This window comes from Robiginitalea sp. SC105, assembly GCF_014243345.1.
Classification (GTDB): domain Bacteria; phylum Bacteroidota; class Bacteroidia; order Flavobacteriales; family Flavobacteriaceae; genus Robiginitalea.
Map to the genome: position 1 here is coordinate 439,127 of NZ_JACLZF010000002.1, position 14,154 is coordinate 453,280.

The following is a 14,154-nucleotide window of genomic DNA, read 5'->3' on the forward strand; positions in this document are numbered from 1 at the left end:
CCATTGGAAACCTCCCCGGGGACCCTCCGGGGCAAACACCGGGACCCTTGCGGTCCCCCTTACTGCAATTATGTGAAAATCCTCGTCCTGTTGCTGTGCTTGCTGGCATCCCCCTGTGTACGGGGACAACAGGAATCTTTGGTCACAGTGCGCCGCGTGGAACGCCTGATGGGCACCCAGGTAACCGTTACAGTAACTGCCGAAAATGAGGAGATCGGATTTATCCATATCGAGGAAGCCCTCGCCGAGATACGTGCGGTTGAAAAGCGCATATCTTCCTGGGACCCCGATTCCGAAACCTCGGCCATCAATGCCCAGGCCGGTATCCGGCCGGTTCCGATCAGCAGGGAACTGTTTTCCCTGTTGTCGCGGGCGGTGCAGATTTCAGAATTGACCTCGGGCGCTTTCGATATTACCTACGCTGCCCTGGACACGCTATGGCGGATCGATGGCTCCATGGCGCAGATTCCGGACCGGGAAGATGTGGCAGCGGTTTTGCCGCTGGTCGGGTATCGCCAGCTGGTCCTGGACCGGGAGGCGCAGACCGCCTTCCTCCCCAAAAAGGGGATGCGGATCAGCCTCGGCGGGATTGGCCGGGGTTATGCCGTGGACCGGGCCAAGGACCGGATGCTCGACAAACAGGTCCCGGGAGGGACTATCAATGCCGGGGGGGATATCACGGCCTGGGGGACCCGCGTAACCGGCGACAAATGGCTGCTCGGCATCTCGGACCCCCTCAATATTGGTCAGGTACTCAAATGGATCCCCCTGATCGAATCCTCGGTTTCCATCGTCCGTGCGAATTCCCAGTTTGTCCGCAGGGGTGAAACGTCCTACGGGCATATCCTGGATCCCGCCACCGGTTTCCCGGTTCCCGGCATACAGGAGGTCACTGTCCTGGCCCGGACGGCGGAACTCAGCGATGCACTGGCTACCGCCCTCTGTGTGCTCGGCCCCGAAAGGGGGATCCGGCTCATCGAATACCTGGGCGATACGGAGGCCATCATCGTGGATTCCGACGGCATCATGTATTGGACCAGCGGCCTGGAACTGGACCGGGAATAAGGGCGGGGTCCGGCGCAGGATCAGGCCTGGCACGGGCTGTGGATCCGCTTAAAAATCGTAACTTCGCAGGGAATTTCATCACTGATATGCTCGATAAGCTCAACATTGTCAAACAGCGCTTTGACGAGGTCTCGGACCTGATCATCCAGCCCGATATCATCGCCGACCAGAAGCGGTACGTCCAGCTCAACAAGGAATACAAGGACCTGCGGGATATGATGGACCTGCGGGAGCGCTACGTCCAGTTGCAGAACCGGATCGCCGAGGCCGAGGAAATCCTGGCCGACGGCAGCGACCCGGAGATGACCGAAATGGCCAAGCTCCAGCTGGAGGAGGCCCGGCAGGCCGTCCCCCCACTGGAGGAGGAGATCAAGCTGATGCTTATCCCCAGGGACCCGGAAGACGCCAAGGACGTGGTGATGGAAATCCGGGCTGGTACCGGAGGAGACGAGGCGAGCATTTTTGCCGGGGACCTGTTCCGCATGTATACCAAATATTGCGAATCCCGAGGTTGGAAGACGAATGTTATCGACCTGAGCGAGGGGACCAGCGGGGGCTTTAAGGAAATCCACTTTGAAGTAAGCGGGGAGGACGTGTACGGCACCCTGAAATTCGAGGCGGGGGTGCACCGCGTACAGCGCGTGCCCCAAACGGAAACCCAGGGGCGGGTCCACACCAGCGCCGCCACGGTCATGGTCCTGCCGGAAGCCGAGGATTTTGATGTGCAGATCGACCCCAAGGATGTCCGCATCGATTATTTCTGCTCCTCCGGGCCCGGAGGGCAGTCGGTGAACACCACTTATTCCGCAGTCCGCCTGACCCACGTGCCCACCGGGATCGTGGCCCAGTGCCAGGACGAGAAATCCCAGCATAAGAACAAGGACAAGGCGTTCAAGGTATTGCGTTCGCGCCTGTACGACATGGAACTCGCCAAGAGGCAGGAGGAAGACGCGGCCAAGCGGAACTCCCAGGTGAGCAGCGGGGACCGGTCCGCCAAGATCCGCACCTACAACTATCCCCAGGGCCGGGTGACGGATCACCGCATCGGCCTGACGCTTTACGACCTGCAGAACATCATCAACGGGGATATCCAGAAAATCATTGACGAACTGATGCTGGTGGAAAATACCGAGAAGCTCCGGGAAGCTTCCGAGATCCTATAGGCCGATGACTAGCGAACAACTCGAACAGCAGATCCGAAAGAAGCGTTCCTTCCTGTGTGTTGGCCTGGATACCGACCTGGAGAAGGTCCCGGCCCACCTCCTGGAGGAGGAAGACCCCATTTTTGCCTTCAACAAGGCGATTATCGATGCCACGCGCCACCTGTGCGTCGCCTATAAGCCCAATACCGCCTTTTATGAGGCCTATGGTGCTGCAGGCTGGAAGTCCCTGGAACGCACCATCGCCTACCTCAACGAAACCTGCCCGGACCACTTTACCATTGCCGATGCAAAAAGGGGGGATATCGGAAACACCTCCACCCGTTATGCCAGGGCCTTTTTCGATACCATGGATTTTGATGCGCTGACCGTGGCGCCCTATATGGGCCGGGATTCGGTGGAGCCGTTCCTGGCCTTCGATGGCAAATTCGTCATCCTGCTCGCGCTAACTTCCAACCCCGGGGCTTTCGACTTTCAGACGGGTGCGTCCGGGTCCGGGCCCCTTTTCGAGACGGTACTGGCCAAAAGCCGGGAATACGCCGGGGCAGAACGCTTAATGTATGTCGTGGGGGCCACCAAGGCGGAATACCTGGCGGAGATAAGGAAAATAGTCCCGGAAAGCTTTTTATTGATACCCGGGATCGGGGCGCAGGGGGGAAGCCTGAGGGAAGTTTGCAGATATGGGATGACCGACGGCGTGGGGTTGCTGGTCAATTCGTCCCGCGGGATTATCTATGCGGGCAGGGGTGCCGACTTTGCAGACCGCGCTGCCGAGGCGGCAGCAGCCATCCAAAAAGAGATGTCCGACATCCTTTCGGGAACCTGATCAGACCAGGCTCTGGAGAAGGCGCTGGATTTTCCGTGCTTTCAACTCAAAGAATTCCCGCAGGTTCGCATCGGACTGCGCCACCTCGCCCGCCTTGCGGATGAAATTCCCATACTGGTATTCCAGCAGGCGAACGGCCTGTTGCCCTTCCGTCAGTGGGGTTATGGCCCCTACTTTACAATGTTGCTTTTCCATAGCCATCAGTTTCTTTCAAATATACGTTGAAAAGCCCGTTTCGGATTTCGGAGATGGCGGGTATTTAACTATTAATCAGGTCATTTGTCTATTTTTTAACACAAGGATGCGGATAATTTCACATTCCGGGCCTCCGTCCGTGAAAATTGGCAATCCGGCACCCGGCAAGGTGACGGCCGGCGCCCTGAATGGTGCCCGCCGGATACAGGGTGGGGGGATTGCCGGTCGGGGTTAACCGATTTCAGAAGCAGGATGGTTATCTTGGGTATCAAACACCTGTCATGAATCACACTGCCTTGAATCGCCCCGCCATCCTGTTTTCGACTTTCCTGCTAACCTTCTTCACGCTCCAGTGGGTTCGCGCCCAGGATACCCAGGCTGCCACCGACAACTGCAATTGCTGTACCGACCTGCATCGCGCCTTTGATTTCTGGATCGGGGATTGGGAGGTAACCGGACCAACCGGTTCGCCGGCAGGCACCAACCGCATTGAACGGATCCAAGGGGGTTGTGTGCTGCAGGAACACTGGGTAGGTGCCGGGGGTGCGAATACGGGGACCAGCCTGAATTTTTACAATGCCAGGATGGGGGTGTGGGAACAATTGTGGGTGGATAATACCGGTTCGGCACTGAAACTAAGCGGCGGGCCCGAAGGGGGCCGGATGGTGATGTCCTCTGAACCTTTCCGGGATACCGCTGGCAACGAGCGCGTCCACCGGATCACCTGGACGCCCCGGGAGGACGGGACGGTCCGGCAGCATTGGGAGGTGTTGCAGGATGGGAAAACGGTGCAGACGCTGTTTGACGGGGTGTACCGGAGGAAGCAGTAACCGGCCGGGGAATAACCGGCCCCAATCAGCATTAAAAAACCCCGGAGCTATCTGACTCCGGGGTTTCCTAAACTAACTAACTCAAAAATACTAACTCAAATAATGCGGTCGCAATAAGCTTTTTTCAGATGCCCATGCCCGGTTGAGGCCGGTTGAAGGGAATTGATTACTCATGCTTCTTAATATTTTAACGGGGGCTTCCAAGGATTTAGTATACAGTTCGTTAAAATTTTTTCCTTCAGCATATAAACGGGGGACATGGGCTGAATTTGTCGGGAAACAAAGCTATGGTCCGGAACTGAAACCGTCCTGCAGGGCAAACACTTTTTTCATCAGCAGGGTGGAGCGGGAGGATATCCGGGTTCGGATCTCGAGTTCTTCCCGGGCAATCACTTCATAAACCCCCTGCAGCGCTTCCCGGGTCACATAGTCTGCCAGGTCCGGGTTGACCGGCTGCACCAGGGGGATACGGTTGTACCGGCTAATGAGTTCTCCCCAGACGCGGTCGGCACCCACGCGCTCAAAAGAACCTTTAATCACCGGCCTGAAGGCATCGTACAACGGGATTTCCGTCCGGCCCTTCAGGTAGCTTGTTGCGGCATTATCATTTCCCAGCAGGATGTCCCGCGCATGGGCGAAGGTGATCCCGGAGACCGCGTCGACAAATATGGGGGTAGCCCGGCCTACGGCATCCTCGGCAGCCCGGTTCAGCAGCAGCAGTCCCTCGTCGGCCAGCTGGTCCAACCCGATGTTCCTCAGGGTGCGATCCACTTTCTGCAATTGCTCCGGCAGGAGGATGCGGACCTGCTCATCACCATAAAAGCCGTTCTCGGCAGCCAGCTTCGCCACCTGTTTTTCAATCCCCTGGTTAAGCGCCTGCCGGAGTCCCTGTGCGATTTCGGCCTCGGTTACCCCGCCCCCCTCGGGGAATTGGTCAATGACCTGCTGGAGTTCCCCGCAGGAAACTATCGTCAGGCAGATCAGGATGGAAAAGAGCCTTCTGTGCATGGAATCTGGAATTGGTCGTATGGGTATAACGAACATTCTGCCATTGTATTTTGGGGATGCAGCGGTATCGCGGGATTTGTGCCGGCAGGGCTTTCAGGCAAAAATGACCGTCTTGTTGTTGTAAACAAGGGTTTTGCGGTGAAGGTGGAGTTGTACGGCCCGGGCCAGGACGATTTTTTCCAGGTCCCGCCCCTTGGCGATGAAATCGGAAACGGTATGCATATGGGAGACAGGGGTCACGTCCTGGGCGATGATGGGTCCCTCATCCAGTTCTTCGGTCACGTAATGACTGGTTGCCCCGATGATTTTAACCCCCCTCCTGAAGGCGGCGTGATACGGCCGGGCCCCCGCAAAGGCCGGCAGGAAGGAATGGTGGATGTTGATGATCCGATTTGGGTAGGCCTCGATAAGGTCTTCCCCGACGATCTGCATATACCGGGCCAGGACAATGCAGTCCACCTGGTGCTCCCTGAGCAATTCCAGCTGTTTTGCCTCTGCTTCCGCCTTTTTCCCGGCATGGACGGGGATATGGTGGAAAGGGATGCCGAACTGGCGGGCGATTGGTTCGCAGTCCGGGTGGTTGCTCAGGATAAAAGGGATGGTGGCATTGAGTTCCCCGGCTTCATAGCGGCTGAGCAGGTCGTAGAGGCAGTGGTTGTATTTGGACACGAAGACCGCCATTTTGCTCCGGTCTTCCATATAGAGGTTCCACTTCATCCGGTAGGTTGCCGCGGGTCCTGCGCTGAACTCCCTGCGGAAAGCCTCCTCCTGCCAGGTGTTCCCGGTAAATTCGGCCTGCAGCCGCATGAAAAAGACCCCGGCCTCCATCTCCACATGCTGGTCCAGGTAGACCACATTGCCCCCGCGTTGCTGGAGAAAGCCGGTCACACTGTGGATGATCCCCGGTTGATCCGGGCAATGGATGAGGACGGTTGCCGTCATGCAGATGGAATTTGGGTAAAAATAAAAGATTGTTAAGAGAGTTGGGAATTCCCTTCTTATTTTTGTAAAATCCGAAGTCCAAAGCACCTTTGGCTGGCAATTCGGCAATTTATGTTGGAAAAGCACCAAAAATTATATGGAAGCCTCAAAACCCTATAAACCCGCACATAAAATCCGGATCGTTACCGCAGCCTCGTTGTTTGACGGGCATGACGCGGCGATCAATATCATGCGCAGGATTATCCAGGCCACGGGCGTGGAGGTGATCCACCTGGGGCATGACCGCAGCGTTGCCGAGGTAGTGGACTGCGCGATACAGGAAGATGCCAATGCCATTGCAATGACCTCCTACCAGGGAGGGCACAACGAGTATTTCCGTTATATGCACGACCTGTTACAGGAAAAGGGTGCGGGCCACATCCGGATATTCGGCGGGGGAGGGGGCGTGATCCTGCCGGAGGAAATCCGGGAGTTGATGGACTACGGCATTACGCGGATCTATTCGCCGGACGACGGCCGCGAGATGGGCCTGCAGGGGATGATCAACGATTTGGTGGAGGCCGCGGACTATTCGGTGGCGGAGCTGCCGCTCCCCGAAGGACAGCCGCTGGAGAAAGCGCTGGCCTCGCGGGACCCCCAGACCATTGCACGGCTCATCAGCCTGGCGGAAAACCGGCCCGAAGCCTTTGAGTCGCTCCAGGAGAAAATGCCAAAGCCGGACAAGCCCGCGCCCGTCCTGGGGATCACCGGGACCGGCGGTTCGGGCAAGAGCAGCCTGGTGGATGAACTCGTGCGCAGGTTCCTGGCCGAGTACCCGGAACGCACCATCGGGATCCTGTCGGTGGACCCTTCGAAGCGAAAAACAGGGGGTGCCCTGCTCGGCGACCGGATCCGGATGAATGCCATCCACCACCCGAATGTCTATATGCGGTCCCTCGCCACCCGTCAGTCGAACCTGGCATTGTCCAGGCATGTGCGGGAAGGGGTGGATGTATTGCGCGCGGCGGGGTTTGACCTGGTGATCCTGGAAACTTCGGGGATTGGCCAGTCCGACACCGAGATCCTGGAGCATTCCGACGTGTCCCTCTACGTGATGACCCCGGAATTCGGGGCAGCCACCCAGCTGGAGAAAATCGACATGCTCGACTTTGCGGACCTGGTGGCCATCAACAAATTCGACAAGCGCGGGGCCCAGGATGCGCTCAGGGATGTCAAAAAACAGTACAAGCGCAACCACGGCATCTGGGAACCGGGGGAATCGGACCTCCCGGTATACGGCACCATTGCCTCCCAGTTCAATGACCCGGGGATGAACCGCCTGTATGCCGCCGTCATGCAGCGGCTTGGGAATGCCGGTGCCGCGTGGGCGGCAGGTACCCATGCGCCAGTACAGGAAGAACCCGAAAAGATCTTTATCATCCCGCCGGCCCGGACGCGCTACCTGTCCGAGATTGCGGAGGCCAACCGGGGGTACGAATCCATGGTTTCCGAGCAGGCTGTCGTGGCCGAAAAACTCTACGGCCTGTATGTGTCTGTATGTACCCTGGCGGGGGTCCTATTGGAAAACGGGGAGCGGCCGCTGCTGGGACCGGATGGTCTGCAGGTCCCGGACCGCGAGAAAGGGGAATCCGCTTCGAAAAAGGGAACCGGGGATCAACGGGAGTTGTTGCAGGGGCTGCAGGAGGCCTTTGAAGGGATCCGGAAAGACCTGAACCCCCATTACTGGGACTTATTGCTGCATTGGCCTGACCTGAGGGCGCGCTACCGGGAACCGGAATTCCGGTTTAAGGTCCGGGGGAAGGAAGTCCGTATGGAGACTCACACGGAATCCCTTTCCCACCAGCAGATACCAAAAGTTGCCCTGCCTTCCTACCGCAGTTGGGGGGACCTGTTGCGCTGGTTGCTCCGGGAAAATGTTCCGGGGTCATTTCCCTATACGGCCGGGCTGTACCCCTTTAAGCGGCAAGGGGAGGACCCCACCCGGATGTTTGCCGGGGAAGGCGGCCCGGAACGGACCAACCGCCGCTTCCACTACGTCAGTATGGACATGCCTGCCAAACGGTTGTCCACGGCCTTTGATTCGGTGACCCTCTACGGGAACGACCCGGGGCACCGGCCGGATATCTACGGGAAAATAGGCAATGCAGGTGTCTCGGTCTGCTGCCTGGACGACGCCAAGAAACTCTACAGCGGTTTCGACCTGAGCGACCCGATGACCTCGGTGAGCATGACCATCAATGGCCCGGCCCCCATGTTGCTTGCGTTCTTCCTGAATGCGGCCATTGACCAGAATTGCGAGAAGTACATTGCCGAAAATGGCCTGGAACAGGAAACCGGGGCAAGGATCGCGGCCTATTTTAAGGAAAAAGGGGTGGCGCAACCCACCTACCGGGGGGAGTTGCCCGAAGGCAATAATGGCCTGGGGCTCCGCCTGCTGGGCCTGACGGGAGCCGATGTGCTGCCTGCTGAGGTGTACAACAGGATCCGGTCGGAGACACTTCGTTCCGTCAGGGGTACGGTCCAGGCGGACATCCTCAAGGAAGACCAGGCCCAGAATACCTGTATTTTTTCAACCGAGTTTGCCTTGCGGCTAATGGGGGATGTGCAGGAATACTTTATAACGAATGGCGTCCGGAACTTCTATTCGGTATCCATTTCCGGCTACCACATCGCGGAGGCGGGTGCCAATCCGATTACCCAACTGGCCTTTACCCTGGCCAACGGCTTTACCTATGTGGAATATTACCTGAGCCGGGGGATGGACATCGATGCATTCGGCCCCAACCTGTCCTTCTTTTTCTCCAACGGGATTGACCCGGAATACGCGGTGATCGGACGGGTGGCCCGCAGGATCTGGGCCAAGGCCATGCGCGAAAAATACGGGGCAGGCCCAAGGGCACAGATGCTCAAATACCATATCCAGACCTCCGGACGGAGCCTGCATGCCCAGGAAATCGACTTCAACGACATCCGCACCACCCTGCAGGCCCTTTATGCCATTTACGACAATTGCAATTCCCTGCACACCAACGCGTATGACGAGGCCATTACCACCCCAACGGAAGAATCCGTCCGCAGGGCCATGGCCATCCAGCTGATCATCAACAAGGAATTGGGACTGGCAAAGAACGAGAATCCCCTGCAGGGTAGCTTTATCATCGAGGAACTCACCGACCTGGTGGAGGAAGCTGTGTTGATGGAGTTCGACCGCATTACGGAGCGGGGAGGCGTACTGGGGGCCATGGAAACCATGTATCAGCGCTCGCGCATCCAGGAGGAAAGCCTGCACTATGAAACGCTGAAGCACAATGGGGAGTACCCGATAATCGGGGTCAACACCTTCCTGAGTTCCAAGGGGTCGCCCACCATCCTTCCCAGGGAGGTCATCCGGGCCACCGATGCGGAGAAGAAGGCGCAGATCGAAACCCTGGAACGCGTCCATAAACAGCACCGGGATATGGCCGCAAAAGGGCTGGCCCGCCTCAAGGAGGCCGCGGTGCGCAACGAAAATCTTTTTTCGGAATTAATGGAGGTTTGCAAATACTGCTCCCTGGGCGAAATCACCAGGGCCCTATTCGAGGTTGGGGGTCAGTATCGCAGGAATATGTAAGGAGGCCCGCTCAGGAAATCCCCTTGCGCCATTTTTTGAACGACTGCCGGAAATGCTTTACTTCCCGTCGCATCAGGTCCAGGTATTCCCGTTCCCGTACCCCGTCTTTTTCCAACCCACGGCAATAGCTGTAGAGGTTGCGGGTCATCACATTGATAAAATGGATGCTTCTCTGGCGGATGGCCAGGGAAGGGGAGTTCTCGGCCCGGGCGATGTGCTGGGGGATGAGGATGGCATCCGTGAGCAGCGAATCCGCAATGTGGTCCCTCAGGCTGTTGGAATGCCCCAGGGTCAGCAAGTCCTTGTTCTGGGTGACATAGGAGGCAATTTCCCGGCTCATGGTCCGGAGGGACAGGGCCTGGCGGTAGACGGGTAAATTTTTTATCCGCTCGTAGGACATTTTCTCTTTCAGTTTTTGTTAAAGATACTCCCGATATCCACTCGATTTAATTAAAGAATTAAAGGAAAAGATGTATATTTCCTTAATTAATAAGGTATTTAAATTAATTAGCCTTGAATATTAAGCTAGATAAGTTGCATTGGAGTATCCTCTCCGCATTGCAGCAAAACGCGCGTATTTCCCTGTCCGCCCTGGGCCGGTCCATCGGGCTCACCCCGCCCGCCGTCGCGGAGCGGGTCAAGCGCCTGGAAGACCTTGGCGTGATCGAAGGGTACTGGACCGGGGTCTCCCACACCCGGGTAGGTTACCAGCTGAAGGCCATCATAACACTCCGGGCCTTTATGGGGAAACTCAAACCCTTTCTGGAACGGGTACGCAGCCTGGACGAAGTGATCAATTGTTACCGGATCACCGGAAATGAAAATATTATCATGGAGGTGGTCTTCCGCGACCAGTTCCACCTGGAGCGGTTCATTGACCAGTTGATCCAATACGGAGAAACGCGAACGCATATCATCCTTTCGGAGGTGATTTCCAATGCCCCGATCCGCCGGATAACGGACTTGCCCCCGCCCTAGTTGAGGAATCGGATATTTGTTTATCTTTAAAATACCCAGCGGCATTTGGCTCCTTCCGGCGGGATCCGCTACCGATTTGGCGGGATTTTTGATGGAGTAGCAGTATGAAAATATTTTTTTTCCCGGTTCTTGCACTTCTGTTTGCCTTCCAGGCGCACGCACAGGTCATTCACCTGAAAAAAGGGTTGATCAACGAAAACCTCCCTTTGTCGGATAGTATTGGCAGGGACCTCAGTTTTTACCTGCCCAAGGATTTTGATCCCGGCCGGAAATGGCCCGTACTTTTTGTCTGTGATTTTACAGGCGATGCTACCCGGGCCCTCCGCTTTTTCCTGGGTGCAGCTGAAGCCAATGGATATATTGTGGCAACCACCACGAGCCTGGTGGACAGCACGCAACTCACCGGCGGGGTCCTGAAATTTGCCAAAAGCCTGGATTTCCTGGGCACCATCCTCCCGCTGGACATGGACAGGCTCTACGCCGCCGGAATCGGGGACGGGGGGCAGTTTGCGGGATTGATGCCCAATATGGTCAAGGCCATATCGGGTGTGCTTTCAGTGGCTACCGGCCCCCCGAATATGGACCTGGTCAGTTCCCGCGCACCCTATCACTATGTGGCCCTGTTGAGCAGGTCAAATTTTTATTATCAGAATATGCGGTGGGCACGGGAGCTGTTCAACAACAAGAAGCTCGTCAATCATATCTTTTATTACAATGGCAATGGCGGGCTGCCTGATGAAACCCTCCTGGATCTAAGTATTGCAACCCTCACCATCCAGGCCATGAAATCTGCGAAGATACCCAGGGACACCTTGCTGATCGAGCGCACCCGGAAGGCTTTTCTGGACCATTCCGACCTGTTGTGGCGTCGGGGCGAGGTGCTGGAGGCCTACAACGAGCTCGAACTGGCCATCGACCTCCTGGGTGGGCTCACGGATATGGAGCAACTTGAGGAGGCCCGTCGGGACCTGCGCAGGTCCGCAACATACAGGGCCCACAAAAGGGAAGCGGCCAAGTTTGAGTTAAAGGAAGATATCCTGCGCGAGGATTATTCCTATTATCTGGAGGACGATGTGCTTACCTTCAATCTCGAAAACCTGGGTTGGTGGAAGTTTCAGATGGAAACCATCGAGGGGTTCAAGAAGAGCCAAAATCCGGAAGAAAAACTAATGGGCCTCCGTCTTGAGGGGTATCTTGAGGCACTTGCGGATGACTATATCCTTACGGCCCGTTCATCTGACAAACCCGACGAGGATGCCCTGGTATTCCTGCATATGCTGAAAACGATTATTAAACCGGAAGCCCCGGAAAACTATCTGACAGTGATCTCCCTGGCCTCCAAGTACAGCGACTTTGGGACGGCCCTGTTTTACCTGGAGGAATTGCTGAAAACCGGTTATTCCGACAAGGACAGGCTCTATTCGCTGGAGCACACCGCCCTGCTCCGCATTGGCCCGGAATTCAATGCGCTGGTGGAGAAATACCTGGACAGCGCCAGGTATGAGATCCCCGAATGATCCCGGCAACTGGCTTTTTGATGGTGTTTTTCAGTTTTGTATCGGCCGGGACAGCCTCCTGCGGGTTGAAAAGGTTAATTTTAAACTAACTACCATACACAACTGATATTTCTATGGTCAATCCCATCAAGGCCCTCCCTGGCATCGCGCTTGCCGGTTTCCTGATCACCGGCGGATTGTCTTCCTGCAGGGATGGAAAACGCTACCACGAAGAACCGGAAACCGCGGCCGCGGAGGTTTCTGAGGTACCCCCCGGCGGACTGGGCGCTATCCTGAAATTCCAGGACGAACTCAACACGGAATTCCGCGACCCGGAGCAGAGCCCGCTGCCCAGGAACCTTATTCAGAGTTTCGCCGGCCTCGCTTTTTTTGAACCGGACACCGCTTATCAGGTAATGGCCCGGTTGGTCCGGACCCCGGAGGCCCTGCCGTTTGAAATGCCCACCACAACGGAGCGGATGAGCACGGAACGCAAATACGGCAACCTGCAATTCGAACTGATGGGCAACACGTATACCCTTGAAGTTTACCAGAGCCCGGAACTACTTATGGAGGAAGGGTTCGAAGATTACCTCTTCCTCCCTTTCACCGACGCCACCAATGGGGAGGAAACCTATGAAGGAGGTCGCTATATGGATCTCAGGATCCCCCGGGGCGATTCCATTCTCCTCGATTTCAATACTGCCTACAATCCGTATTGCGCGTATAACCCCAAGTATTCATGCCCCCTCGTGCCATCGGTAAACAACCTTGACATCCCGGTCCGGGCCGGGGTGAAGGCCTATCGCAAATAGAGAACCCCCGGCGGGTAGGCCAGGGGTCCTCATCATTAACCAAACTAAACAAATGGGCGGCGTAAAAAGTCTTTAGAAGGAGTAGATGGCTGCCAGGACAAAGGAAGCCAGGCTATCGCCGATCTCCAGGTCGCTATCCACAAAATACACACTGTCTTCCGATGCTTTGTCAAAGCGGATCTCCGGCTTGACAATCAGGTGGTCGCCAATCGTGGCGCTTCCGGTCAGGGTCAGGGCCAGTACGTTGGCGTCCGGGGCAACGGCCCCGATGGCGCCGTAGTTTTCCATTTCTGAAAAATACTCTCCCCTCAGGCCGACGGTAAAATTCTCCGAGGTCTTGTACTGCGGGTACAGGGCCACGCCGTAGAACCCGGTACCATCCGTATCCTGGTACGTGGCATTGATACCCAGGAAGAATTCTTCAGTCACGTCAAACCCGCCGGTATAGTCGATCTGGAAAAGCGCTTTGAGGTCCGTGTCGACAAACTCCCCGGTTCCCGTGTTGTAGAATTCGGTGAATCCCTGCTTCCCGTACAACAGGTTCAGGTATTGTCCCTTATAGCCGAGCTGTGCGCCGAACGAAGGTGAGCCGAATGGGTCGAACTCCGTCCAGTCGGTCGGGTTCAGGACGGCCAGCATCAGGGACAGGTCATCGCTCAGTGCAAAGTCCGCTTTCAAACCCGTATGGCTGAACGGCCCGTAGGAAAACATGTAGGAGGTGCTGTAATTGAAATTGGCAACCGGTGAGATCACTTCATAGCCCAAAAAGGTGTTGAAGTTACCAAAGGTCAGGGTGACGGTCTCGGAAACATTCCAGTACACGTACAACTGGTTGACGATGGCCGGGGACCCGAACGAATTAAATACTGCATCCTCCCCGCGAGGGCCGAAAACCAGGTCGGCTACCGCACCGACATCTCCGTGTTCATAGGAAAGGATGGCATTGGCCATACCGATGGCAAAGCCCGTATCGTTCGCAAAGGAACTCCCGGGGGCGGACGGGAAGGCGAACACATCGCCGGACTCATCAAGCATGACTTTGTTCAGGCCAGTGAGGTTGGCCCGGTAATAGGCATCCACGGAACCGCTGAGGGTGAACCCGTCAGTCCAGCTGGTGGCCTCATCATCCTGGGCGCTCAGTTGGGAAGCGGTCATCAGGACGGCTGCAAAAAGCAGGAATTTTATGTATCTTGAATTTTTAATCTGTTTCATATTGTTAGAGATTGGAC

General features: G+C 56.5%; 13 protein-coding genes. 8 read left to right on the forward strand and 5 right to left on the reverse strand.

What is annotated here, in order from left to right:
• The first annotated feature begins 72 nt into the window (after positions 1-72).
• The 3 genes from H7F20_RS11085 (at position 73) to pyrF (ending at position 3,051) form a co-directional block, all read left to right on the forward strand.
• Positions 73-1,065: an FAD:protein FMN transferase gene (locus H7F20_RS11085; RefSeq protein ID WP_370588505.1), complete on the forward strand. Its 993-nt coding sequence runs from the start codon at positions 73-75 to the stop codon at positions 1,063-1,065.
• 86 nt (positions 1,066-1,151) lie between these two features.
• Entirely contained in the window at positions 1,152-2,228 is a 1,077-nt protein-coding gene (gene prfA, locus H7F20_RS11090) for a peptide chain release factor 1 (RefSeq protein ID WP_185786248.1), read from the forward strand.
• A gap of 4 nt (positions 2,229-2,232) precedes the next feature.
• Positions 2,233-3,051, forward strand: a complete 819-nt coding sequence (gene pyrF / locus H7F20_RS11095) for an orotidine-5'-phosphate decarboxylase (protein WP_185786249.1) — start codon at positions 2,233-2,235, stop codon at positions 3,049-3,051.
• Here pyrF and H7F20_RS11100 read toward each other — a convergent pair whose 3' ends face one another.
• Positions 3,052-3,246: a hypothetical protein gene (locus H7F20_RS11100; protein WP_185786250.1), complete on the reverse strand. Its 195-nt coding sequence runs from the start codon at positions 3,244-3,246 to the stop codon at positions 3,052-3,054. It abuts the gene before it with no gap.
• A 281-nt stretch (positions 3,247-3,527) separates the two neighbouring features.
• On the opposite strand from H7F20_RS11100, the gene H7F20_RS11105 reads away from it, so the two are divergent.
• Positions 3,528-4,076, forward strand: a complete 549-nt coding sequence (locus tag H7F20_RS11105; protein WP_255444067.1) for a hypothetical protein — start codon at positions 3,528-3,530, stop codon at positions 4,074-4,076.
• 285 nt (positions 4,077-4,361) lie between these two features.
• On the opposite strand, the gene H7F20_RS11110 is transcribed toward H7F20_RS11105, so the two are convergent.
• Together H7F20_RS11110 and purU are read right to left on the reverse strand one after the other, a co-directional pair.
• Positions 4,362-5,084 carry a DUF4197 domain-containing protein gene (locus H7F20_RS11110; protein WP_185786251.1) on the reverse strand — a complete coding sequence of 241 codons (723 nt, stop codon included), beginning with the start codon at positions 5,082-5,084 and terminating at the stop codon, positions 4,362-4,364.
• A gap of 93 nt (positions 5,085-5,177) precedes the next feature.
• The gene (gene purU / locus H7F20_RS11115) at positions 5,178-6,026 is read right to left on the reverse strand and encodes a formyltetrahydrofolate deformylase (protein ID WP_185786252.1); all 849 of its coding nucleotides are present in this window, start codon (positions 6,024-6,026) and stop codon (positions 5,178-5,180) included.
• A 136-nt stretch (positions 6,027-6,162) separates the two neighbouring features.
• On the opposite strand from purU, the gene H7F20_RS11120 reads away from it, so the two are divergent.
• Positions 6,163-9,636 (forward strand): methylmalonyl-CoA mutase family protein, encoded by a 3,474-nt coding sequence (locus tag H7F20_RS11120; RefSeq protein ID WP_185786253.1) that lies wholly within the window; start codon positions 6,163-6,165, stop codon positions 9,634-9,636.
• Positions 9,637-9,646: 10 nt separating this feature from the next.
• Here the strand turns inward: H7F20_RS11120 and H7F20_RS11125 are convergent, their stop codons facing one another.
• The gene (locus tag H7F20_RS11125; protein ID WP_185786254.1) at positions 9,647-10,036 is read right to left on the reverse strand and encodes a hypothetical protein; all 390 of its coding nucleotides are present in this window, start codon (positions 10,034-10,036) and stop codon (positions 9,647-9,649) included.
• Between the two features lie 113 nt (positions 10,037-10,149).
• Here H7F20_RS11125 and H7F20_RS11130 point away from each other — a divergent pair, with 113 nt between their 5' ends.
• From H7F20_RS11130 to H7F20_RS11140, 3 genes are all read left to right on the forward strand, one after another.
• Complete coding sequence (locus H7F20_RS11130; protein ID WP_185786255.1) at positions 10,150-10,614, forward strand: Lrp/AsnC family transcriptional regulator; 465 nt, start codon at positions 10,150-10,152, stop codon at positions 10,612-10,614.
• Between the two features lie 104 nt (positions 10,615-10,718).
• Positions 10,719-12,131, forward strand: a complete 1,413-nt coding sequence (locus H7F20_RS11135) for an alpha/beta hydrolase (RefSeq protein WP_185786256.1) — start codon at positions 10,719-10,721, stop codon at positions 12,129-12,131.
• 113 nt (positions 12,132-12,244) lie between these two features.
• A complete protein-coding gene (locus H7F20_RS11140; protein ID WP_185786257.1) occupies positions 12,245-12,925 on the forward strand; it encodes a DUF1684 domain-containing protein in 681 nt (226 codons plus the stop codon).
• A 72-nt stretch (positions 12,926-12,997) separates the two neighbouring features.
• On the opposite strand, the gene H7F20_RS11145 is transcribed toward H7F20_RS11140, so the two are convergent.
• Entirely contained in the window at positions 12,998-14,137 is a 1,140-nt protein-coding gene (locus H7F20_RS11145) for a porin (RefSeq protein ID WP_185786258.1), read from the reverse strand.
• Positions 14,138-14,154 lie beyond the last annotated feature (17 nt).